Consider the following 23,338-nt stretch of genomic DNA (forward strand, 5'->3'; position numbering starts at 1 on the left):
GTTGAGGACCGGCCGTCGGTTCCGGCCCGGTGCAGGTCAGCCGAACCTGTCTCGACATTCGAATTCGCCGAATCGGCAGCGCCCAGCGACATGGCTGACTTTTCGGGTGACGGTAGGCGAGCGGCGTGATCCCATTCAAGGTGTTCAACTGTGCCGCGGCGTGCAGTCGGACAGTCGCCGTGCTCAAGGGTGTGCGTTGACAGCCGCGGAAATGCGCGACTATTTTTTCAGCCGGACATGGAAAGATGGCGAGAAGTGGCTGCATTTTCAGGCCGCCGATTCGGCGGCCGGCCGGCGCTGCGAAATCACGTCATCACGACATCACGTCAATTCGACAGGAGAGTGTGATGCGCAAGGTCGTTTCGCGGGACGGCACGACGATCGCGTACGAGCAGGCCGGCGAGGGCCCTCCGATCGTCCTCCTCGGCGGCGGGTTCCGCGACCACACCGCCTTCGACACGCTCGTCCCCGAGCTGTCGGGCCACTGCACCGTGTACGCCTACGACCGGCGCGGCCGGGGGCAGAGCGGCGACTCCCCGGCGTACGCCGTCGAGCGGGAGATCGAGGACCTGGCCGCGGTCGTCGAGGAGGCCGGCGGCAACCCGGTCGTCTTCGGCGGCTCCAGCGGGGCGATCCTGGCGCTGGAGGCGATGATGGCGGGCGTGCCGATGCGCAAGCTCGCCCTGCTGGAGCCGCCCTACCGCGTGGAGGGCTTCCGCACGCCGGAGGAGGCGTTCGCGGGCAAGCTCCAGGCGCTGCTGGACCAGGACAGGCGCAGCGAGGCCGTCGAGTACTTCCTCGCCGAGCACGTCGGCTTCCCGCCCGAGTGGATAGCGGACTGGAAGGCCAGCCCGATGTGGGCGTCGAACGAGGTGCTGGCGCACACGCTGCCGTACGACACCCAGGTGATGGGGGACGGCCGGATCCCGGTCGAGCGGCTGCGCCGCGCCGGTACGGAGACGCTGCTCATCAACAGCGACTCCACCAGCGACTGGCTGCTCGCGGCGACCGCGGCGACGGCCGCCGCGCTGCCCGCCGGTCGGCGCCTGCAGCTGCCCGGGGTGTGGCACCGGGTGCTCCCCGAGGTCCTCGGCCCGGTCCTGGTCGACTACGTCACCGGCTGAGGTCCGGCCGGGCCGTCCCGGCAGCAGGCTGCCGCCCGCCCCCGACCGCGTACCTGCGCGGTCGGGGGCGGGCGGCTCTCCGTCCTGCGGCTACCAGGCGACCGGGCCGTGCTCGTCCTGGGAGGTCCCGGTGGGGCCGTCCGGGCCGAGCACGGCCAGCCGTACGGCGACGACGGCGCCCTGCTCGACGCTCTGGTGCCCCCGGTGGCCGTTCATGTCGGTGGCCGTGAACCCGGGGTTGGCGGAATTGACCTTGATGCCCGTCTCCCGCAGCTCCTTGGCGTAGGCCAGCGTGAGCGCGTTCAGGGCGGTCTTCGACGACTGGTAGGCGACCTGGTTGTAGGCGGCGAACTCGCCGTCGAGGTCGGCGTTCAGGGCGAGGGAGCCCACGTTGCTGGACAGGTTGACGATGCGCCCGGCCGCCGAGCGGCGCAGCAGCGGCAGCACGGCGTTGGTCACCGTCAGCACGCCGAACACGTTCGTCGCGTAGACCTCCTGCAGCTGCCGGGCCGTCGCCCCGGAGGGCGGCCCGAAGTAGTCGCCGGTGATCCCCGCGTTGTTGACCAGCACGTCCAGGCGGCCGAAGCGCTCCTCGGCCTGCCGGGCGGCCCGTTCGGCGCTCGCCGGGTCGGTCACGTCCAGCTGCAGCGCCGCCGCGTCCAGCCCCCGGGCCGCCAGGGCGGCGGCGGCTTCCTTGCCGCGGACCTCGTCGCGGGCGCCGAGCAGGACGGCGTACCCCCGCTCGCCCAGCTGACGGGCGATCTCCAGGCCGATGCCCTTGTTGGCCCCGGTGACGAGGGCGACCTTCGGATCGGACACCTCAGGCCTCCTTCGCGGGCTCGCCGAACCAGCGGGTCAGGGCGGCCTGCAGGCCTTCGGCGCCCGCCCCTGCGGCGGCGGCCCAGGCGACGTAGCCGTCGGGGCGGACCAGGAGGGCGCCGGTGTCCTGGAAGGGGCCGTCCGGGGCGGCCTCGTGCAGGGTTGCGCCGACGGTGTCGACCCGGTCGGCCCACGGGGCCGCCGCCGCGCGCAGCCCGTCATCGCCGGACAGGTCCAGCAGCAGGCCGCGGGCGGAGTGCAGCAGGGCGACGGTGCTGGTCTTGGCGGAGCCGTCGCGGGCGCCGCCGGCCGGGCCGGAGGCGTCGACCAGTTCCTGCTCGGGCAGGCGCCGCCCGAGGAGCGGGTGCGTGCCGGGGCCGACCTCGTAGCGGATGTCCAGGCCGGTGACCATGCCGATGAGGTGTTTGCGGACCTCTTCGAACCGGGTGAGCTCGGCGAAGACGTCGCGCAGCGGCTGCATCTCCTCACCGGTGATGTACAGGCTGCGCTGGGTCAGGGTGTTGACCAGGACGCGGGCCCCCACGGGGTGGCGTTCGCGGTGGTAGGTGTCGAGGAGGTCCTGCGGGGCGTGGCCGTGGATCTGCGCGGCCAGCTTCCAGCCCAGGTTCACCGCGTCCTGGACGCCGGCGCTCATGCCCTGCCCGCCGATGGGCAGGTGGATGTGCGCGGCGTCGCCGGCCAGCAGGATCCGGCCGCGCCGGTACTCGCTCGCCTGGCGGCTCGCGTCGGTGAACTTGCCGATCCAGCGGGGGGTGCCGCCGCGGATGTCCTCGCCGGTCAGCCGCTCCCAGGCGTTCGCGACCTCCTCGAAGGAGGGGGCCTCGTCGCCCTTGCGCGGGACGACGCCCGCGTCGTAGTAGGTGACGCGGAAAATGTCCGGGCCCTGCTGGAAGGCGAGGACCATTCCGCCGGGGACCCGCTCGCCGTTGGGCCGGGGGCGCACCTGCACCCCGACGACCTCCGCGAAGGCCATCTCGATGCGGGCGTCGTGGCCGGGGAAGTCGATGCCCGCCTTCTTGCGGACGGTGCTGCGGCCGCCGTCGCAGCCCACGAGGTACGCGGCGCTCAGGCGGGCCGGCCCGTCCGGTGAGGAGACCTCCACTTCGACGCCGTCCTCGCGGGCGTCGATGCCGGTGACCTCCCAGCCGCGGCGCAGGTCGGCGCCGAGCTCCTCCACCCAGTCGTTCAGGACGGAGACCGTCAGCGACTGGGGGACGCCCTTGGCGCCGTACGAACCGCCGGGCACCTCCCGGTAGTCGAGGGGGACCCCGCCGAAGTGGCCGATGTCGATGGTGCCGAAACCACCGAACCGCGGCAGCAGGCCGCGCTGGTCGAAGGTCTCGATGGTGCGGGCCGTGAAGCCGAGGGCGCGCGACTGGTCGGTCGGCTCGGTCGAGCGTTCCAGGACGATGCACTCCACGCCCGCCAGGCGGAGCTCGCCGGCCAGCATGAGCCCCACCGGCCCGGCTCCCACGATGATGACGTCCGTATCGGTGTGGCTCATTTCGCCCCTTGGTGGTGAACGGATGGTTGGCGTGCGGCGGTGGCCGCGGACGCGGGCGGGCCGGCCAGGGCCCGGTCGACGAGGGGCCCGGCCAGGCCCGTGTACCCGGCCGGGTCGAGCAGCGCGTCCAGCGCGGCGGGGGTGAACACCCCGTGCAGCTGCGGGAGTTCGCCGAGCACTTCGGCCAGCGGCCGGGAGGTCCGGGCTGCCTGCCGGGAGGCGTACGTGAGGAGGTCCTTGGCGGGTGCCTTGCCCAGCAGGGGTGCGAGGACCGCCGAGATGCGCTCGGAGACGATCTGGCCGCCGGTGGCCGCGAGGTTGTCGTGCATCCGCTGCGGGTGCACGGCCAGCCCCCGGACGAGTTCGAGGGCGGTGTGCGCGGCCCCGCCGGACAGGCGCAGGCACTCGCGCAGCGGCTGCCACTCGGAGTGCCACCCGCCCGCCGACCGTTCGTCCTCGGTGGCCAGGCACTGCGTCAGGACCGAGGCCAGCGCCGGGACCTGGAGGGCCGCCGAGCGGATCAGGGTGGCGAGGACCGGGTTGCGCTTGTGCGGCATGGCCGAGGAGGCGCCCCGGCCGGCGGCCGCCGGCTCGGCGACCTCGCCGATCTCGGTGCGGGTCAGGACGAGCACGTCCGCGGCGATCTTGCCGAGGGCGCCCGCGGTGTGCGCGAGCGCCGCACCCAGGTCGGCGACGGGCGTGCGCAGCGCGTGCCAGGGCAGGGCGGGTGCGGCCAGGCCCGTCTCCTCGGCGAACGCGGTGACCAGGCCGTCGAGCACGGCGCCCGGTTCACGGCCGTCCCCGGCGTACTGGAGGTAGCCGGCCAGGGTGCCGGCGGCGCCGCCCAGGGAGACGGGGAGGCCGTGGTCCGCGATCCGCTGGAGGCGTTCGGCGGACTCCAGCACCAACTGGCGCCAGCCCGCCGCCTTGAGGCCGAAGGTGGTGGGTACGGCGTGCAGGGCGAGGGTGCGGCCCGCCATCACCGTGTCCCGGTGATCGGCTGCGAGGGCGGCCAGCGCCTCGGCGGTGTCCCGCAGGTCCGCGAGGATCAGGCGCAGGGCCCGGCCGGCCACCAGCATGGCGCCGGTGTCGAAGATGTCCTGGCTGGTGGAGCCCCGGTGGACGTACTCGGCGGCCTCGGGTGAACGCTCCACGACCACCGCGGTGAGGGCCGTGACCAGGCCGACGACCGGGTTGGCCGTCTCGCGGGAGGCCAGGGCCAGGGCCCGCACGTCCAGGTGCCCGGCGTGCGCCGCGGCCGTGATGGTCTCGGCCGCGGACGCGGGTACGGTCCCGCAGCGGGCCTGGGCGCGCACCAGGGCGGCCTCCGCGTCGAGCATCGCCTGGATCCAGGCGGTGTCCGCGACGGCGGCCTCGACGGGGGTGCCCGCCCGGACCGGGGAGAGCAGGCCGGTGTCCGGCGGGCAGGCCGCCGGCCCGGTGCCCGGAGCCGGCTCCGGGCCCGGGGGGACGGCGTGGGGGGAGTGCGTCATGCCGTGGCCGCCGCACCCGTGCTCGTCGCCGCGGCCGTGTCCAGGGCTCCGGCCTGCAGTGCGGGCAGGTCCAGGACGGCGGCCGCGATGGCGTCGGAGTCCTCCAGGGTCACCGAGCCGACGCCGGGGCGGATGCCCGCCGCCGTCACCCAGTGCACGGACTCCGTGGGCACCCCGTACGCGAAGCGCCTCGGATGCGGTGCGCCCTGGGCGTCCAGCAGCCGGTAGGGGCGTTCGGACACGGCGAGGCCGCCGGTCTCGTACACCGCGCCGTCCGCGCCGGAGATGCGGTACGGGTGGCACTGGCCGGTGCGCAGCAGCTGGCTCATCAGCGGGTCGCTGGTGCGTCGCAGGTCGATCTCGGGCAGCCGGCACTCGATGAGCGCGCCGGCCCGTACCCGCACCCCCGGGATCTCCGCGGAGGTCCCGGTGAAGGAGGGCCCTTGCGGGTCCTGCGGGTCGGCGGCGGCCCGCATGCCGGGGCCGGTCACCTCCAGGACGCCCGCGTCGATGAGCGCGGCCATCTCCTCGATCCGGGACGCGGGCGGCCCGATCGACAGGTAGGCGTTGAGCGGTGTGTACCAGCGGTCCAGTTCGTCGCGGTGCGAGGCGGCGTCCAGCCCGCCGTGGTCGACGGCCAGCCGCAGCTCGTTGCGCAGGTCCCGCAGCAGGTCCAGGGCGGCCTTGACCGGTCCGCTGACGTTGCCCTCGCGGGCGTGCCGCACGTCCTGGTCGAGGTGGCCGCGCAGCCAGCCGCGGAACTCGGCGAGGTCGCGGAAGGTCCGCGCGCCGTACGGGCGGGCGACGAGCTCCCAGTCCCAGCGCTCGTCCGTGCCGATCCCGGCCTCGTCCAGCAGCTCCTGCTCCTGCGGGCCGGGCTCGGCCGCCAGGTAGCGGGCGGCGAATGCCGTGACGGCCGCCGGCGTCGTACGGGAGGCCAGCAGTGCCTCGTAGTAGACGCACTCGACCTCCTTGGCGATCAGCGGCCACAGGTCGGTGCCGAAGCGGATCGCCGTCCCGCGGTGTGCGGTGCGGGCCCGCAGTGCGGCGATGTACTCGGCGGTCAGCAGCCGGGGGAAGTACCGGCCGTGGGCGCCCTTCTCGTTGTCGCCGCGCGCCTGGTAGGGCACGCCGCGCCGGGAGCCGGCGTACAGGCGCGGTTCGCGGCCCGAGGGGCGGTAGACCAGACGGCCGTCGACGCGTTCGAAGACGCCGCCGCGGGCGTGGGTGAACAGCGCCATGTAGTCGAAGAAGTTCAGTCCGAGTCCGCGCAGCAGCACGTTCTCGCCCGGTGCGATCGAGGACAGGTCCACGTCCGCCGGGTTCGCGGGCGCGATGTACGTCAGGCCGGTGGCGGCGGCGAACTCGGCCAGCTCCCGCTCGGTGTCGGTGAGGCGTACCTGGACGTGGCCCTGGGCCAGGACCACCGCGGACAGCCCGGCCAGCCGGGTGCCGTCCTCCAGCAGCACGGCCTGCGGGCCGCCCGGCACCCCGCCGTCCTCCAAGGCGACGGCGCGCACGGGGTGCACGCGGACCGTCATGTGGGCGGCCGCGTTCGCGGTGACCTGCTGGAAGACCCAGGTCAGGTACTGGCCGTAGAGGGCGCGGGTGGGGTAGGTGTCCGGTCCCAGGTCGCGGGCCTCGGCGAGGGTCTCGTCGTCGTAGGCCACGCCCGAGCCGGGGGTCAGTGCGCTCGGACCGAGGGCCTTGGCCCACTGGTAGAGGCTGGGGCCCTCCTCCAGCGGCCCCTCGACGGTCACGCTGTCGTCGGTGTACACCGTGACCTGCGAGGCCACCGTGTTCATCAGCAGGTGCCGGGGCTGGGTGGGGCGCCACACCCGGCCCGAGCCCGGGGGATCGGGCTCGACCACGTGCACGGTGACGTGGTCCCAGCGGGGGGACTTGCGTTCGTGCGCGCACAGCCGTTCCAGTACGGACAGCCCGCGCGGTCCGGCGCCGACGAGGCAGACTTCCATACGTCCGCTGCTCACAAGGACACTCCGCTCGGCAGACGGGGACGGCCTCGTCCGCGGCGCCGCCGCGTCGGCTGCACCGCGGGCCCGGCGTCGCCCCCGAAGGTCATGGTGGATTCCCGGTGTTCCGGGCAGAACGGAGCAGCCGCCGTCTCCGGCGGCCCCGCAGGGGGTCCGGCGGGACCTTCGCGGTCGCCTCCGTGGGTACCGTCCACAGGGCCTCCTTCCTCCGCAAATGTCGGCCGCGGCGCTCAACCGGGGCTCGGACGGCGCTAGAGGGGCTGGTTGGAGGGGGTGCGGCGGGGGTTGGCACGGCGCGGACGGCTCCGCCGGCGCCGCCCGTGCGGGCGGGGCGGGGCAACGGCAGAGGCACCTCCCGCGGCCGGGGAGCGGCCGTCGTGCGGGAGGTGCCTTCTGGACCTGCGCGGGGTGACCGCCCAGGCAGTGGTCGTGGCGCCGGCGCCGGGACACGGGGGGTCACCGCGTGCCTGGGCCGCCGTACGAGAGGTGCCTGCTGCCGTGTCCGCACGGGATTGCCGGGCGGACGGCCGCTGGGGAGAAGGTGGAGAAGGTGGTGTGGGAAAGGTGCCGTGGCTGCGCGGGGTCACCGCGCGGTGTCAGCCGCCGTACGGAGGGACGTCCGGGCGGGATCGCCGCGCCGTCGCCGTGCGCCGTACGGGAGGGGCCCGGTCCGCGCGGGGTCACCGCGCGGTCGGCCGTGCCCCGCGTCAGCCGGCTCTCGTCATCCCTCAGTTGAAGGAGATGTTCTGGCCGACCTGACCGGTGGTCTCCTGCCAGGCCACGACGCGGCACTGCGTCTCGGCGCAGTTCACCGGGATGGCCGTCCCGGTGGCCCAGTCGGTCGCCTGGAAGTTCTTGTTCACCGGCAGGCTCAGCTGGAAGGCGCCGTTGGCATCGGCGGTCGCGACCACCGCGGTGTTGCAGACGATGCCGTCGGCACACTGGGCGACGCCGACCTCGCTGCCCGCGGCGTAGCCGGAGCCGGTGACCGTGACCGACTGGCCGTCGGACAGGCCCGAGGCGGGCGACACGGACACCGTGGCGGCAGCGGACGCCGGGCCGGCGGCGATCGCGAGGGCAGCGGCGGCGGTGGCGCCGAGGACACCGAGCTTGGACAGGCGGGAACGGGTGATCTGCATGGTCAACTCCACATCGTGTGCGGTCCGTACGTAAGAAACGTGATTCGTGATCACGCCTTACGAGAGTCGGACGCAGCGGATGAGAGTCGCTTGAGATCCGCTATAACCCGCAGGTCAGCGCCGTGGTGCGGGCGGAGCGGCGTCATCCATCGCCTTGCGCAGGGCGACCTCCCGGACGAACAGGCCCGCCACGAAGGCCACGGCGCCGACGCCCGCGCCGACCAGGAACGCGGCGTGCGTCCCCGCCGCCGTGGCATACCGGAACGCCTCCCGCACCGGGGCCTCCAGCGTGCCCAGGCCCGCCGCGTCCAGCTGGGCGTGCTGCAGCGACGGCCCGCCGCCCGGGACGCGTTCGGCCATCCCCTCCTGCAGGCGGCGGTTGAAGAGCGCGCCCATGATCGCGACACCGAACGAGCTGCCCAGCATGCGGAAGAGCATCACGGAGGCCGAGGCCACCCCGATGTCCTTCATCTGCACGCTGTTCTGCGTCACCAGCATCACCACCTGCAGCACGCAGCCCAGGCCGGCTCCGAGCACCGCCATCGCGATGCCCGACTCCAGCCGCGAGGTGGAGGTGTCCATCCGCGACAGCAGGAACATCCCCGCGAACATCAGCGCACCGCCCGCCACGGGGAACACCTTGTACCGCCCGCTGCCGCTGGTGACCCGGCCCGAAACGGCCGCGACCACGATCATCGTGCCCAGCATCGGGAGCAGCAGCAGACCCGAGTTCGTTGCGGACGCCCCCTGCACGGTCTGCTGGTACAGCGGAAGGAAGAGCACCGCACCGAACATGATGAAGCCGGTGGCCGTCCCGATGACCGCCATCAGCGAGAAGTTGCGGTTGCGGAAGATGTACAGCGGCATGAGGGGCTCGGCCGCCCGGCCCTCCCAGAACACGAACCCGGCCAGCGACAGCACCGCGGCCGCCGTGAGGGCCACGATCACGTCCGAGCCCCAGGCGTACTCCGTACCGCCCCAGGTCGTCACCAGCACGACGGCGGTGATCCCGGCCGTGAGCAGCCCCGCGCCGAGGTAGTCCACGCGCGCCGGGGAGCGCCGTTTGGGCAGCTTCAGCACCACCGCCGCCATCGCCAGCGCCACCGCGCCGACGGGCAGGTTGATGTAGAACGCCCAACGCCAGCCGAGGTGGTCGGTGATGGTGCCGCCGGCCAGCGGGCCGCCGACCATGGCCAGCGCCATCAGGCCGGCCAGCATGCCCTGGTACTTGCCCTGTTCGCGCGGCGGCACCAGCTCGCCCACGATCGCCAGGACCCCGGCCATCAGACCGCCCGCGCCCAGCCCCTGCACGACGCGGAAGCCGATCAGCTGCCCCATGTCCTGGGCCATGCCGCTGAGCGCCGAACCCGCCAGGAAGATCACGATCGCGGTGAGGAAGACCCCCTTGCGGCCGTGCATGTCGCCGAGTTTCCCCCAGATGGGTGTGGCGGCCGCGGTCGCCAGGGTGTAGGCCGTCACCACCCACGCCAGGTGCTCCAGCCCGCCCAGGTCGCCCACAACCGTGGGCATGGCCGTGCCCACGACCATGTGGTCGAGCTGCGCGAGCAGCATCGCGATCATGAGTGGGAGCAGCTGCAGGCGTACGCTGCGTCCGCGCGCCTCCGTCCCGATGTCCGCCGCCGCCACGGTTGTCGCCGCCATCTGCTTCCCCTCACTGGGATGAACCGCCGTCTTCGGGTCCGCAGTGGAGCAGCGGCCGCTCGCGTTTCACTCGCGGTCGCCGCGCGCACGCCCCGGACAGGGGGGAGCGCGTATCAGGGGTCTGTCAGCGTGGCGTCAGCGCGCGTTGACAGGTTCGCGGAGGGCCGTTTCGGCCCGCCAGCCCCGTGCTGCCCGACCGCCTGCGTGAACGAGGAGTCCCGGTGATGGCCGACCAGGTCGTGCGCGTGCCCTACGACAGCAGCTCGGACTGCCTGCTCGCCCTGCGGGACACGGTCCTGCGGGAGACACCCGTGGAACAGGTCCGGGTCGCCGACGTGACGGTCTCCTTCACCCCGCGCACCGCGGGGGTCGACGGCGACTGGGCGCTGACCCTCGCCGGATTGGAGACCGAGCTCCCCCCGATCCTCGTCCACCGGCCGACCATGACCGTCATCGACGGGCTGCACCGGCTGCGGGCCGCCGGCCTCAAGGGGCGCGAGCACATCGCTGCCCGGTTCTTCGACGGCTCCCAGGAGGACGCCGCCCTGCTGGCCGTGGCGCTGAACACGGCCCAGGGCCGGCCGCTGTCCCAGACCGACCGGGTGTGTGCCGCGCAGCGGATCCTCACCGCCCGGCCGCACTGGTCGGACCGGGCCATCGCCGTCGTCGCGGGCCTGTCCGCCAAGAAGGTCTCCGAGATACGGGTACGGGCCGACGGCCTGCCCCGGTGCGAGCGCCGGGTGGGCCTCGACGGGCGGGCCCGGCCCCTGAGCACCGCCCAGGGGCGCGAACGCGCCGGTCAACTGCTCGCCGCCGACCCGAAGGCCTCACTGCGGACCATCGCCCGCCAGGCCGGGATCTCCCCCGCGACCGTCGCCGACGTACGCGACCGGCTGCTGCGCGGCGACGACCCCGTGCCGCCCCGTCAGCGCGGGGTCGCCGGGACCGAGCGCGCCGGCCAGGACCGCGAGCGCGGCGACCGGGAGCGCGGGGAGCGGGACCCGGCCGCAGACGAGCGGGGACCGGAGGCCCGGTCGCCCGGTGAACTGTTCGGGATCTTCGATGCGCTGCGGCGGGACCCGTCCCTGCGCCTGAACGAGGTGGGCCGCAACATCCTGCGGATGCTGGACGCCTGCTCGCTGGTGGCGCGCGACCGGCAGCGGATCATCGCCAACCTGCCGCCCCACTGCACCGGCCAGATGGCGGAGCTGATGAGCGGCTACTCCGAGCTGTGGCAGCTGTTCGCCGACGAGCTGCGCCTGAGCGAGGAGACGCAGTCGGCCCCGGAGCGCGGAGCCGCCCGGGTGGGCGCCGCACGCTCCTGGTGACACCCCCCGGCCTACGAAGACGCCCCCGGGCGGACCCTGCAAGGGCCGCCCGGGGGCGTCTTCGTGTACCGCCGCCCCGGGCGTTCAGGCGTTGCCGAGTTTGAAGCCGACGCCCCGCACCGTCACGATCCACCCGCTGTCGCCCAGCTTGCCGCGCAGGCTGCTGACGTGGGTGTCGACGGTGCGCCGCGACCAGGAGTCGCCCCACACCTGCTGGAGCAGCTGCTTGCGGGGCACGACCGTGTCCGGGTGCGAGGCCAGCAGGCACAGCAGGTCGAACTCCTTGCGGGTCAGGGCCACCTCGACGCCCTCCACGGTCACCTCCCGGGAGTTCACGTCGATGTGCAGCGGTCCGCGGCGGATCTCCTGCACGGACGCCGGCTGCCACTGCGCGCGGCGCATGACGGCCTCGATGCGGGCCATCAGCTCGCGCAGTCCGTAGGGCTTGGTCACGTAGTCGTCGGCGCCCGCCTGTAGGCCCAGGACACAGTCCAGCTCGGACTGGCGGGCGGTGACGATGATGACGGGCACCCGGCTGACGGAGCGGATGGCCCGGCACACCTCCAGCCCGTCCAGGTCCGGCAGTTCGAGGTCCAGCAGGACCAGGTCCATCTCCTCGTACGCCTGGAGGGCGGCGCTGCCCCGCCGTACGCCGACGGCCTCGTGCCCGTGCCGGCGCAGCTGGGTCACCAGGGAGTCGGCGACGTCGCCGTCCCCGTCGACCACCAGGATGCGCTGCCCCGTCAGCGAGGCCGCGGTGCGCGGCGTCCCGCCCGGCCCGCCCTCCGTGACCAGGCGGATGGGGTGCGGGACGGGTGCGTGGGGCTCCAGCAGTGCCTGTGACGGAATCTGAGTCATGCCTCCCCCGAGGGTCCTGCACGGCCTGCGTGTCATCGGTGCGTCTGCGGGATGCGGATGCGGGCACGCGTCCGGCCGGGCCCTGCCGGGGCAGGTCCGGACCACGTCCCGCCGACGAACCTACCCATCCCCGGTCGAGACCTGATACAGCCGTGGCCAAGACCGTGCTGAGCAGGGGTCCTCGCGCGCTGCGGACACCGCCCGGGGCTCATACGGTGAAGACCCGGGTCGCCGAGCGGGACGGGTCGCCCGGCCGCAGGTGCAGCCGGCCCGCCGCCGGGAAGAGCACCGCGGCGGCGACCGTGCGCTCCACGCGGAAGTCGCCGTGGTCGGCGATGCACACCGGCGGCCGGGACAGGACGGCGAAGTGGTCCTCCGCGTCCGCGTCCGGGGCGAGGCCGGCCAGCCCCTGCTCGGCGGCCGCCAGACGCAGGTCGGAGGAGACCCGGTCGGCGGCGCTCTGCCGGTCGAACGGCACGAAGTCCCCGTGCAGGTAGTGGTTGGTGTGCACGGCCCGCCCGGAGGCGGGCTCGGTCACCCGGATGTCGTTGCCGCAGATCTCCGCGTACACGGCCCGTTCGCTGTCGCACAGCATCAGCGAGCGGGAGCTGGCCAGCGGCAGCCCGGCGAGGATCTTCAGGGCCTGGTCCACGTCGGAGGCCGTGTCCAGCAGGTGGCGGATGGCCAGGTACGGGGAGACGCCCGGCCGCCACTGCCCGTCGGTCACCAGGTTCAGGCCGATGGCCAGGCCGTCGCTGTTGAGGCCGAGGTAGCCCAGCAGGCCGGCGAAGCTCAGGACCAGGGAGCGGCGCGGTGATCCGGTGCGGGCGATCCGCAGGACGCTGATGTGGGAGTCCAGGTTCGCGTTCAGGTCCACCGTTTGCGCCAGCACCGGGCCGGCCCCCGCACCGTCCGCGGCGGCCGGGCCGGCCGTGCGGGCGTAGGTGGTGCAGTCACCGGCCGTGGGCACCTGGTTGTAGCCGATGATCTCGCGGCGGAGCTGGAGCAGCCAGGCCTCGTCCTCGCTGATGCCGGCGCCCTCCGCGAGGCCCGCGACCTCCTCGGCGAGGTCCGGCAGGGCCGCCCCGACCGCCGCGCGGTACGCGGCGATCGACGGCAGCAGCCCGGGCATCGTCAGGGGCTCGCGGGTGAGGTGGTTCAGCCGGGCCAGGCCGTCGGCGAGGAAGGCGCGCAGCGGGACGGCGAGGGCCCGGCCGTGGGCGAGGCCGATCTCGCGGGGCGTGCCCGAGGCCGGGACGAAGGCGATGCTCACGGCGAGACGGCCGGCTTCGCCTTCGGGCCCGCGGCGAGGTTCTCCTTCACCTTGGGCCACTCGGCGCGCAGCACGCTGTAGAACACGGCGTCGCGGCGGCGGCCGCCCGGCATGTAGTTGAAGCTGCGCAGGGTGCCCTCCTCGGTGGCGCCGATGTTGGCCAGGCCGCGGCGGGCCTGGAGGTTCAGGACGTCGGTCTTGAACTCGACGCGCTCGGCCTCCAGCGTCTCGAAGGCGTGCTGGAGGAGCAGGGACTTCGCCCAGTGGTTGATGCCCTGGCCGCGGAAGTCCTTGCCGAGCCAGGACGCGCCGATCTCCAGGCGGCGGTCGGCCTCGGCCAGGCTGAGCAGGCTCATGCTGCCCGCGATGCGGCCGCTCTGCTTGTCGGTGATGACGTAGACGGCGCGCCGGCCGGCGGCCTGCTCGGCGAGGTTCTTGTCGAAGAAGGACTCGAAGTCGCCCTCGGAGCCGACGACGACGGTGAAGTACCGCCAGATGTCGGGGTCCATGGCCACGGCGCGGACGCCTTCACGGTCGGCCTCGCTGATCGGCGTCAGCAGGACGTGGTCGTTCTCCAGGATGGTCGAGGCGTTCTCGGCCCAGTTCGCGGTCATGGTCAGGCTCCGGTCGTGACGTGGTGAGGTGGTGACGAGGTGAGGTGGTGAGGTGGTCGGTGGGGCGGGGGTGGCGGTGGCGGGTCAGTCCGCGAGCTTACGGAGCTTCTCCAGCCGGGCCAGGACGACGTGGTGGTTCACGAGGAACCGCTCCGGCCGCAGCACCCCCAGGTCGATGCCGTTGCCGGCCAGGGACTGCCCGAAGTGCTCGCCGGTGGCGATGGTGTGGTTCGCGGCGGCCTGCACCGAGCGGTACGCCGCCTCGCGCTCCATGCCGCCGCTGAGCAGCTCGGCGAGGACCGAGGAGCTGTAGACGAGGCCGTCGGTCTGGTCGATGTGCTCGCGCATCCGCTCCGGGTGCACCGTCAGCGAGGCCACCAGGTCCGCGGCGACCGTCGCCTGGTAGTGGCCCACGGCCAGGCTGTCGGGAAGTATCACCTTCTCCACGGCCTGGTGGGCGATGTCCCGCTCATGCCACAGCGGCACGTTCTCCAGCGCCGTGTTCGCATAGCCGCGCAGCAGCCGCGCCAGGCCGTTCAGCCGCTCGCTGACCGTCGGGTTGCGCTTGTGCGGCATGGCGCTGGAGCCCTGGTACGCCGAAGAGCGCCGCTCCTCGACCTCGCGGACCTCGGTGCGCTGCAGCAGCCGCAGCTCCAGGGCGATCTGCTCCACGCAGGCGCCCAGCGTCGCCACGGCCTGGAGCAGCTGGGCGTGCCGGTCGCGGGCGACGACCTGGCTGGGCGCCGGCTCGACGCCGAGGCCCAGCGCCTCGCACACGTACTCCTCGACGTACGGGTCGATCAGCGCGTACGTGCCCACCGAACCGGAGACGGTGCCCACGGCGACCGCCTCGCGGGCCGCGGCGAGCCGGGTCAGGGAACGGTCGACGGCGAAGGCGAAACCGGCCAGCTTGTGCCCGAAGGTGGTGGGCTCCGCGTGCACCCCGTGGGTGCGGCCCACCATCACGGTGTCCCAGTGCTCGAAGGCCTTGTCGACCAGCACCCGCCGCAGCCGCTTCGCGGCGTCGCCGAGCAGGTCGGTGGCGCGGGCCAGGGTGTGGCCGAGCGCCGTGTCCACCAGGTCGTAGCTCGTCATGCCCAGGTGCACCCAGCGGGCCGATGACGCCGGCATGCCCTCGCAGTACGCGGCGAGGAAGGCCAGCACCTCGTGCTCGCGTTCCTTTTCCAGCTCCTCGACCCGGGCGGGCGTCGGGACCGGGGCCCGCCGCATGTCCTCGACCGCCTCGGCCGGGACCCGGCCGAGGCGCACCTGTGCCTCGGAGGCGAGGATCTCCACGCGGACGTAGGTCGCGTAGCGGGACGCGTCCGAGAAGAGCTCCGCCATCTGCGGCAGCATGAAGCGAGGAATCACGAGGGTCCTTCGTCGGTGGGGTGGTCGGGGGTCGGCCGGGCCGGGTCAGAACGCCGCGAAGTACTCGCGCTGCTCCCACTGCGTGACCCGGCCGGCAACGGGGGCGGCCTGCAGGGCCCAGGCCTCATAGCGGCGCAGTTCGCTCTCCTTCACCTTGGTCAGGCACGCGGCGAGCGGGGCGCCGAGCAGCTGGGCGGCCCGGCCGTCGCGGAAGGCGTCCAGGGCCTCGCGCAGGGACTGCGGTACGAACTCGGCGGTGGGGCCCGCCTGGTGCCTCCCGGCGGGGAGGGCGTCCCGGGTGAGGCCGTCGAGCCCGGCGAACAGCTGGGCCGCGATGTTCAGGTACGGGTTGGCGCAGGGCTCGCCGATGCGGTTCTCGATGTGCGCGCCCGCGCCGCTGCCCACCACCCGCAGCATCGCGGTGCGGTCCTCCAGGCTCACTCCCACGCGGGTGGGGGACAGGGCGTGCGCGGAGCTGAGCCGCTGGTAGCCGTTGACGGTGGGCACCGACAGCAGGAACAGGTCCCGCAGCCACGACAGCAGCCCCTCCGCGTAGGCCTTGCTGTTGGGCGACATCCCGGCGGACAGGCCCTCCGCGCTGAACACGTTGCGGCCCGTGGCGGTCTCCACCAGCGACTGGTTCAGGTGCCAGCCGCTGGGGTCGGCCCCCTCGATCCGCGGCTGGGACATGAAGGAGGCATGGTGGCCGCGGCGGGCGCAGAACTGCTTGGTGAACGTGCGGAACAGCAGCATCGCGTCGGCGGTGTCCAGGGCGGACATCGGGTCGAAGGTGGTCTCGACCTGCCCGGGTCCCATCTCGTGCTCCATCGAGCGCAGCGGCAGGCCCAGTTGCAGGAGGTCCAGGGCCAGCGGGTCGGTGACCGGGGCCACCGAGTCGTAGGCCTGGTCCAGGTTGAACTGGTAGCCCGCGTTCATCGCCGCGACCCGCGGGGCCTCGCCCTGGAGTCCGAAGCCGTTGCCCTCGTTGCCCGGGTCCTCGTCGAGGCGGCGGGTGAGGTACCACTCGACCTCCAGGCCCAGGACGGGCGACAGGCCGTGCCCGGCGTAGCGGGCGAGGGTGCGGCGCAGCACCCCCCGCGAGGACAGCGGGTGCGGGGTGCCGTCGCGCAGGTACTCGTCGCCGATCACCCAGGCCGTGCGGGGCCCGTCGCCGGGCAGCTGCTGGAAGGTGAGCGGGTCGGGCACCAGGACGAAGTTGCCCAGGCCGGCGATCTCGTCGACGCCGATGCCGTGGTCGCCGCGGTAGTCGACGGCGGTCGCGCAGCCGGTGTCCTTCAGGAAGGGGCCGGGGCTGAAGTTCATGCCGTTGCGCAGGACGCCCCGGAAGGTCCGGGCGGTCAGCGTCTTGGAGCGGGCCAGCCCGTGCGGATCGGCGAAGACCAGGCGGACGAAGTCCACCTGGTCCAGGGCGGCCTCGATCCGCTCGGCGGCCGCGAGCTGCGCACCGTCCCACAGCTCGTGGCCGGCGACGAACGAGGGGCTCCCGACGCTGCCCTCCGCGGAGGGGGTCGACCATGAACGGGCAAACATGGCTCAGAGCGTCCTTTCGGCAAGGGCTGCGGGTACGGCGAGGGGCACGGGCACGGCGGCGGGCGGCTGCGGCAGTGGCGCCAGATCGGCCTCCAGGCGGCCCGCCACCGTGAGCACCAGGTCGTCCGCGCCGACCGGACCCACGAGCTGCACCCCGGCGGGGAGCCCGGAGCCGGTCAGGCCGGCGGGGAGCGACACGGCGGGCTGGCCCGTCATGTTGAAGGGGTACGAGGCGGGCGCCCACGACAGCCACAGCAGGTCGCGCGGGTCGGCCGCCCAGGACGGGCCGATGGCGCCGGCCGCGAACGGCTCGACGGGCACGGTGGCCATGGCGAGCAGGTCGTAGCGGTCCATCACCGAGCGCAGGGTGCGCCGCAGCTCCTGGCGGACCCCCTCGGCCCGCATCACGGCCGTCCCGCTGAGGGTGCGCCCGTACCGGACGACCTCCAGCCGTCCGGGGTCGCACCACTCCTCGGCCTCGGGGGAGGTGCCCGCGGCCTCGGACGCGGCGAGGAGGTCGACCAGGGCCGGGTACAGGTCGTTGCAGCGGACCTCGATGTCCTCGACGCGGTGCCCCTGCGCGGCCAGGACGGACCGGGCCTGGGCGGTGGCCCGGCGCACGGCGTCCGTGGTCCCCTCGTACTCGATCCAGCCGATCCGCAGCCTGCGGTGGTCGCGCGGGGTGTCCAGCGAACCGAGGCCCGAGTCGGGGTCGCCCGGGTGCGGGCCGGAGATGACCTGGCCGAGCAGGGCGGCGTCCGCGACGCTGCGGGCGATGGGGCCCTGGTGGGCGAGGCGTTCGGCGCCGTTGGGGAAGTAGGGCACCCGGCCGTAGGAGGGCTTGTAGCCGACGACCCCGCAGAAGGCGGCCGGGATCCGGATCGAACCGCTGCCGTCGGTGCCCAGCGAGGCCTCGCACAGCCCGGCCGCGACCGCCGCGGCGGCCCCGCCGCTGGAGCCGCCCGCGGTCAGCCGCGGATCGTAGGGGTTGCGGGTGGGCGGGGCGACCCGGCTGACGGTGGAGGCGCTCCAGCCGTACTCGGAGGTGGTGGTCTTGCCGACGACGACGGCGCCGGCCGCACGCAGCCGGGCCACGGCCGGGGCGTCCGCCCGCGGCCGGTCGTTGGGCAGCAGCGAACCGCGCGTGGTGGGCAGGTCCCGGGTCTGCAGCAGGTCCTTGACGGAGACGGTGACCCCCAGCAGCGGCATGTCCCACCAGGCCTCCCGGCCGCGTTCGCGGATCCGGGCGTCGGCCTGCTCCGCGGCCCGCAGGGCCTCGTCGCCGGCGGCCGCGACGAACGCGCCCAGGGTGTCCTGCTCGCGGATGGCGGTCAGGACGGCCTGGACGTGTTCGACGGCGGTGATCTCTCCCCGGCCGAGGAGTTCCTTGGTGTGGCTGACGCCGCGGGCGGTCATCGGCTCTCCTTCACGAGCACCCCCGGCAGGGCGAGGGGCGAGCGGGTGCGGGGCGCGGGACGACCCCCGGTGCGCCTCAGGACGCGTGCCGGGCCTGCCCCGGCGCGGCTCCGGCCACGGCGGGCTCGGCCGCCGCGGACCCGGCGTCCGCCGAGCCGCCCGGAGCGGACTCGGCGCCCGGCGCGGACTCGGCGCCCGCGATGGACGACCAGTGCCAGGCGGCGTCGAAGGACGTGACCTCGACGGGCTCCCCGGCGGCGGCCATGGCCGCGACCAGGCTCGTGGCCCGGGCGATGAACGCCGACACGCGGTGCGCGGCGAGCATGTCCTGCTCCTCGAACGGCGCCCCGTCGCAACGCAGCAGCCGCAGGTCCATGAACCCGTTGAAGCGGCGCCCGTCCACATCGACGGCCTGCGGGGAGCGGATCGAGAACCGCACCTTGTTGTTGACGTGCCCGTGGTGGTGCTGGTCGGAGTAGAAGGCGATGTCCGGGATGGTCGGCGGCACGAAGTGGTCGCGGGCGAGCACCTCGGGGGTCCGCGGCACGTTGCCCGGGACGAAGTGCCAGGAGTTGTACTGCATCCGCGAGGACATCGCCCAGGCGGTGTCCGCGAGCGCGGCGACCGAGTCCGCGAAGTGCCGGCGCGCCTCGGGCAGCGGGACCACGCAGCAGAAGAAGTTGGTGATGTCCCAGTCGCAGATCTCCGCCCAGCTCTCCTCGCGCAACGCCCTGATCAGCGTGGGCAGCGAGCGCATGCCCCGGCTCATCGCGAAGTCCGCCTCGAAGGCCTCGGCGGTGGCGGCCACCGTCTCGTACACCAGGGACTCCAGGCCGGTGCCGAACGCACCGTGCGGGGCGAGAAGCCACTCGGGGGACGCGGCGGCGTGCAGGCCGAGCTCCTCCAGGGTGGACCCGGCCAGCGGCAGCCGCTCGCGCAGCCGTGCGGTGACCGCGTCCTCGCGGACCCGGACCCCGTCGGCCGCGGAGCCCGCCACCCGCTCGATCTTGTGCATCAGCGCACCGTGGATCTCGCGGTACAGCAGCCGGTTGGTGGCCGGCTCCTGGCGGCGGGCGCGCAGCGCCCCGGCCAGGTCGCTGAGGTCGCCGACCCGGTGCGAGGCCGCCGGGGCGATCGGCGCGGCGCCCGCGATCCCGTTGTAGCCCTGGCGGACCCGCTCCAGCATGTACGCGACGTGGTCGACGGTCAGCTGGGTGTTGTTCGCCTCCTCGATCCGGCCGAAGCCGGCCGAGCGGATCAGCAGGGTGAGGCAGACGAGCATCTGGGCGTCGTTGTCCGACCACAGGTCCAGGGGCAGGCCCTGGAGGCTGCTGAGCGCGCAGTCCGGGTGCCCGGGCCACAGCGTCTTGCCGGTCAGCGTGTTCTGGTCGCGGAAGTTCGTGTACTGCTTCTGCTCCTGGTAGAGCACGAAGGGGGCGTTGCGCAGGGCCGCCTCCTTCGCCTGCTCCAGCAGCTCGTCACGGGCCTCGGCGCCCTGCGCCTCCAACCAGCCGCGGCAGTCGGCGACCTGCTCGGCGAGCCGGGCGCCGGCCTGCCGGGTCTCCTCGGCGTACGCGGCCAGCTGGCCGGCGCTCCACGGAACCCGCAGCACTCCGCCCACCAGGTTCTGCTTGGCGAGGGGAGCCTGCGAGGGGACGCGCAGGAGGATGCGGCCGCTGGTCGCCAGGGCGATCTCACCGAGGAACGCGGGTTCGGCGTCGTCCCCGGCGGCCTCGGCGGCGTCGGTGCGGGCGACGCCCCCCTCGGTGCGCCAGGTCAGGCCGCACAGCACCTTGAGCGCCGCCTCGTCCGCCGTGGACAGGGCGCGCAGCTGCACGTCGGCCGGGACGTAGCCGTCCAGGGTGAGCAGCACCTCGACCGCGGAACGCAGGTCGGGGGCCTGCGAGGCGCGCTGCCAGGCCCGCGCCAGCAGGCTGGGGAACCCGGCGTCGGGTTCGCTCTCGCGGTCCGGCTTGAGGGTGGCCCCGGCGGGCGTGCCCAGCCGGCTGGGGCGGCGGCTGATGCGCTTGCGCGCGTTGACGGAGCGGCGGGACTCCCGCTCGGCGGGCCCGGTCATGACGTACCTCCGGCGGTGAGCTCGATGTGGTTCCACATCGCGTCGTCGGTCGGCGTCCAGTCCTCGTCGACGTAGATGCAGTCGACCGGGCATTCCAGGACGCAGGCGGGGCAGCCCGAGCACAGCTCGGGGATGATCACGACGTCGAGGCCGCGGTCGAAGATGGCACCGAACTCCGCGGGGCAGCCGCGCAGGCAGCTGTCGCAGGTGATGCACTCGGACTTCTCGATGCGGCGCGGCGCCTTCTTCCAGTTGTCACCGCGGGTGCGCGAGGCAATGCGCTCGGCCCGCCCGGACAGCGCAGCCGACGAAGCGTTGTTTTCCACGGGCATGGACCCCTTTTGATTCTTCTCGGCCACAGCTGTTACGGGATGCGTCCGATCATCACGGGCCGCTCTGGACCGGCTCCGGAGCGTGGGTCGCAACCGGGTGGAGCCGGGGCCCGCGGTACGCGCCCGCGGGCCCCGGTCCGTCCGGCGGGCCGCCCCCCGGCGGCCCACCGGACGGGCTCAGGCTCCCGTCAGCCCGGCCAGCTCCAGGAGCAGGGCCTTGACCTCCGTGGCCGCGAGGCGCCCCGAGACGGCCGCGGGCGCCGAACACAGCACCACCGGACCGTCGTCGGGGTGGTCGGGCAGCCTCCCGTGGCTGCCGCGCACGGGGGAGGGGTCCAGGGGGACGACCGCCATCCGGTAGCGCATGCCGAGCTTCTTGCGGGCCAACGCCCCCGCCGCGCGGACCCGTACGTAGGGGTCCTCGGGGTCCAGGAACAGCTCGGCCGGGTCGTAGCCGGGCTTGCGGTGGATCTCCACCAGCCGGGCGAAGTCGGGGGCGCGGGCGTCGTCGAGCCAGTAGTAGTACGTGAACCAGGCGTCCGGTTCGGCCACCGCGACCAGCTCCCCGGAACGGGGGTGGTCCAGGCCCTCGGCCTTCTTGCCGTCCTCGTCCAGCAGCCGTGCCAGGCCCGGCAGCCCGGCCAGCGCCTCCCGGGTGGCCGCCAGGTCCTCGGGACGGCGTACGTAGACGTGCGCGACCTGGTGGTCGGCGACGGCGAAGGCCCGCGAGGCGCCCGGGTCGAGGTACTCCATGCCGTCCTGGGTGTGCACCTCCAGCAGCCCGGCGCGGCGCAGCGCCCGGTTGATGTCGACCGGCCGGCTGACGCGGGTGATGCCGTACTCGGACAGGGCGACGACGGTCCGGCCCTGCGCGCGCGCCTCGTCCAGCAGCGGTGCGAGGGCCGCGTCGAGTTCCGCGGCAGCCCGGTGCGCGCGCGGGTCGTCCGGGCCGAACCGCTGGAGGTCGTAGTCCAGGTGCGGCAGGTAGGCCAGCGTCAGGTCGGGGCTGCGGGTGGCCATCACGTGCCGGGTCGCGTCGATGATCCACCGGGAGGAGGGCAGGCCCGCGCCCGGCCCCCAGTAGGTGAACAGCGGGAACGTGCCCAGACGTTCGGTGAGTTCGTCGTGCAGGGCCGGCGGCCGGGTGTAGCAGTCCGGCTCCTTGCGGCCGTCGGCGTAGTAGACCGGGCGGGGCGTGACCGTCCAGTCGGCGCCCGATCCCATCGCGTACCACCAGCAGATGTTGGCGACGGTGTAGCCGGGCACGGCGCGCCGCGCCGCGTCCCAGACCCGGTCCCCTTCGATCAGCTCGTGGCTCTGGCGCCACAGCAGCACCTCGCCGAGGTCCCGGAAGTACCAGCCGTTGCCGACGATGCCGTGCTCCGACGGGGTGGAACCGGTCAGGAAGGTCGCCTGCACCGAACAGGTCACCGCGGGCAGGACGGTCTCCAGCGCGGCGCGCGAGCCCTCCTGCGCCAGGGCGCGCAGGTGCGGCATGTGCTCCAGCAGGCGCGGCGTGAGGCCGACGACGTCCAGGACGAGCAGCGGGTTCGCGCTCGGGGGCGTGCTCGGGCCGGGGGCGGCAGTCGTCATGGCAGTTCCTTCAGGCCGTGGTGCGTCAGCAGGTCGCGGGCGAGGGAGAGTTCGGCGGCGATTCCGTCGGCGAGCCCGTCGGCGTCACGGGGACGCAGCGCCGGCGGCAGCGCCTGCCAGGTGTACGTCTCCACCTCCAGGTGCCGGGTCAGGGGCCGCTCGCCGCCGACCAGGACGGCCAGCGCCTCGTCCAGCACCGGCAGGGTGGACGCCAGCGGAGCCTGCGGCGCCGCGTGCAGGGGTACGTGGAAGTGGGAGCGCCAGGGCCCGCGGTCCCTCGGCAGGCCGCCCGACAGGGCGGGCCCCAGGTCGTCGGTGCCCAGCAGGGCGCCCGCCGTCCCGGTGCGGGTCTGGTGCAGGAAGCGCGGCTCGTCGAAGGCCGCCAGCGCCGCGCGGACCTCCGGGTGGGCGGGGTCCGCGGCGTGCAGGGCCGCGGACAGCTGGGACTTGACGACCGGTACCCCCGCCGCCCCCAGGGCGGCGAGCGCTGCCCGCGGCTCCTCGAAGGAGGCGGCCAGGTGGCAGGTGTCCACACAGATGCCGATGCGGTCGTGCCCGACCGCGGTCAGCGGGCCGATCGCATCGGCGGTGGTCTCCACCACGCAGCCCGGCTCCGGCTCCAGACCCACCCGGATCGAGCGGCCGCTCTCCTCGGCGAGGGCGTCGAGCCGCTCCCCGAGGACGCCCAGCGCCGCATGGGCACGGGCGGCGCGCCCCGCGTCGTACCCGGTGCGCCAGGCCAGCGGCAGCGTGGAGACGGTGCCCTCGGCCACGTCGTCGGGCAGCAGCCGGGACAGCACCCGGGCCAGGGCCAGGGTGTACTCCAGGCGTTCGGCGTCCGCCCAGTCGGGCCGGTAGACGCGGTACTTGACCACCTCGGCGCCGAACCCCTCGTAGGGGAACCCGTTGAGGGTGACGACCTCCAGCCCCCGCCGCGCCAGCTCCGTGCGCAGCCCCTCCAGGGCGCGCGGATCGCCGTCCAGGGTGCGGGCGGCGTCCCGGGCCAGCCACAGCCCGATGCCGAGCCGGCCGGCGCCGAGCCGGCGGCGCACCGGCTCGGCGTGCTCGCGCAGCTGGGCGAGGACCCCCTCCAGGGTCTCGGCCGGGTGCACGTTCGTGCAGTACGCGAGGTGGACGGTGGAGCCGTCCGCGTGACGGAAGCGCACCGG

At 74.0% G+C, this 23,338-nt stretch carries 18 protein-coding genes; 2 read left to right on the top strand and 16 right to left on the bottom strand.

Annotated elements, in window-relative coordinates; genetic code table 11:
• The first annotated feature begins 347 nt into the window (after window positions 1-347).
• Window positions 348-1,124, top strand: coding sequence for an alpha/beta fold hydrolase (locus ACLJTM_RS33265; RefSeq protein ID WP_411107541.1), 777 nt, complete (start codon window positions 348-350; stop codon window positions 1,122-1,124).
• Between the two features lie 90 nt (window positions 1,125-1,214).
• Here the strand turns inward: ACLJTM_RS33265 and ACLJTM_RS33270 are convergent, their stop codons facing one another.
• The 6 genes from ACLJTM_RS33270 to ACLJTM_RS33295 all read right to left on the bottom strand — a co-directional run bounded on the left by ACLJTM_RS33270 (window position 1,215) and on the right by ACLJTM_RS33295 (window position 9,756).
• Window positions 1,215-1,943 (bottom strand): SDR family oxidoreductase, encoded by a 729-nt coding sequence (locus ACLJTM_RS33270; protein WP_411107542.1) that lies wholly within the window; start codon window positions 1,941-1,943, stop codon window positions 1,215-1,217.
• Between the two features lies 1 nt (window position 1,944).
• Window positions 1,945-3,468 carry an FAD-dependent monooxygenase gene (locus ACLJTM_RS33275; RefSeq protein WP_411107543.1) on the bottom strand — a complete coding sequence of 508 codons (1,524 nt, stop codon included), beginning with the start codon at window positions 3,466-3,468 and terminating at the stop codon, window positions 1,945-1,947.
• Window positions 3,465-4,961: a 3-carboxy-cis,cis-muconate cycloisomerase gene (gene pcaB, locus ACLJTM_RS33280; RefSeq protein ID WP_411107544.1), complete on the bottom strand. Its 1,497-nt coding sequence runs from the start codon at window positions 4,959-4,961 to the stop codon at window positions 3,465-3,467. The genes ACLJTM_RS33275 and pcaB overlap by 4 nt, the downstream gene beginning before the upstream one ends.
• On the bottom strand, window positions 4,958-6,952 hold the full coding sequence (locus tag ACLJTM_RS33285; protein ID WP_411107545.1) for an FAD/NAD(P)-binding protein: 1,995 nt from the start codon (window positions 6,950-6,952) through the stop codon (window positions 4,958-4,960). Before ACLJTM_RS33285 ends, pcaB begins: the two co-directional genes overlap by 4 nt.
• Window positions 6,953-7,683: 731 nt before the next feature.
• Window positions 7,684-8,094, bottom strand: coding sequence for an enediyne antibiotic chromoprotein (locus ACLJTM_RS33290; RefSeq protein ID WP_411107546.1), 411 nt, complete (start codon window positions 8,092-8,094; stop codon window positions 7,684-7,686).
• Window positions 8,095-8,208: 114 nt separating this feature from the next.
• Complete coding sequence (locus ACLJTM_RS33295; RefSeq protein WP_411107547.1) at window positions 8,209-9,756, bottom strand: MDR family MFS transporter; 1,548 nt, start codon at window positions 9,754-9,756, stop codon at window positions 8,209-8,211.
• A gap of 224 nt (window positions 9,757-9,980) precedes the next feature.
• Here ACLJTM_RS33295 and ACLJTM_RS33300 point away from each other — a divergent pair, with 224 nt between their 5' ends.
• Window positions 9,981-11,084 carry a transcriptional regulator gene (locus ACLJTM_RS33300; RefSeq protein ID WP_411107548.1) on the top strand — a complete coding sequence of 368 codons (1,104 nt, stop codon included), beginning with the start codon at window positions 9,981-9,983 and terminating at the stop codon, window positions 11,082-11,084.
• 84 nt (window positions 11,085-11,168) lie between these two features.
• On the opposite strand, the gene ACLJTM_RS33305 is transcribed toward ACLJTM_RS33300, so the two are convergent.
• From ACLJTM_RS33305 to eboE, 10 genes are all read right to left on the bottom strand, one after another.
• Complete coding sequence (locus ACLJTM_RS33305; RefSeq protein WP_411107549.1) at window positions 11,169-11,942, bottom strand: response regulator transcription factor; 774 nt, start codon at window positions 11,940-11,942, stop codon at window positions 11,169-11,171.
• 208 nt (window positions 11,943-12,150) lie between these two features.
• A complete protein-coding gene (locus ACLJTM_RS33310; protein WP_411107550.1) occupies window positions 12,151-13,215 on the bottom strand; it encodes a C45 family autoproteolytic acyltransferase/hydolase in 1,065 nt (354 codons plus the stop codon).
• The gene (locus ACLJTM_RS33315) at window positions 13,212-13,829 is read right to left on the bottom strand and encodes a GNAT family N-acetyltransferase (RefSeq protein ID WP_411107551.1); all 618 of its coding nucleotides are present in this window, start codon (window positions 13,827-13,829) and stop codon (window positions 13,212-13,214) included. The genes ACLJTM_RS33310 and ACLJTM_RS33315 overlap by 4 nt, the downstream gene beginning before the upstream one ends.
• A gap of 84 nt (window positions 13,830-13,913) precedes the next feature.
• Window positions 13,914-15,200, bottom strand: coding sequence for an adenylosuccinate lyase (purB, locus tag ACLJTM_RS33320; RefSeq protein WP_411107552.1), 1,287 nt, complete (start codon window positions 15,198-15,200; stop codon window positions 13,914-13,916).
• Window positions 15,201-15,245: 45 nt separating this feature from the next.
• A complete protein-coding gene (locus tag ACLJTM_RS33325) occupies window positions 15,246-16,751 on the bottom strand; it encodes a glutamine synthetase (RefSeq protein WP_411107553.1) in 1,506 nt (501 codons plus the stop codon).
• 3 nt (window positions 16,752-16,754) lie between these two features.
• Window positions 16,755-18,167: an amidase gene (locus tag ACLJTM_RS33330; protein WP_411107554.1), complete on the bottom strand. Its 1,413-nt coding sequence runs from the start codon at window positions 18,165-18,167 to the stop codon at window positions 16,755-16,757.
• A gap of 76 nt (window positions 18,168-18,243) precedes the next feature.
• Window positions 18,244-20,244, bottom strand: coding sequence for a hypothetical protein (locus tag ACLJTM_RS33335; RefSeq protein ID WP_411107555.1), 2,001 nt, complete (start codon window positions 20,242-20,244; stop codon window positions 18,244-18,246).
• Window positions 20,241-20,570, bottom strand: a complete 330-nt coding sequence (locus tag ACLJTM_RS33340; RefSeq protein WP_411107556.1) for a 4Fe-4S dicluster-binding protein — start codon at window positions 20,568-20,570, stop codon at window positions 20,241-20,243. The genes ACLJTM_RS33335 and ACLJTM_RS33340 overlap by 4 nt, the downstream gene beginning before the upstream one ends.
• A gap of 183 nt (window positions 20,571-20,753) precedes the next feature.
• Complete coding sequence (locus ACLJTM_RS33345; RefSeq protein WP_411107557.1) at window positions 20,754-22,169, bottom strand: alkaline phosphatase family protein; 1,416 nt, start codon at window positions 22,167-22,169, stop codon at window positions 20,754-20,756.
• The gene (eboE, locus tag ACLJTM_RS33350) at window positions 22,166-23,335 is read right to left on the bottom strand and encodes a metabolite traffic protein EboE (RefSeq protein ID WP_411107558.1); all 1,170 of its coding nucleotides are present in this window, start codon (window positions 23,333-23,335) and stop codon (window positions 22,166-22,168) included. Before eboE ends, ACLJTM_RS33345 begins: the two co-directional genes overlap by 4 nt.
• Window positions 23,336-23,338: the final 3 nt, after the last annotated feature.

This window comes from Streptomyces sp. cmx-4-9 (assembly GCF_046548835.1).
In the GTDB taxonomy this organism is placed as follows: domain Bacteria; phylum Actinomycetota; class Actinomycetes; order Streptomycetales; family Streptomycetaceae; genus Streptomyces.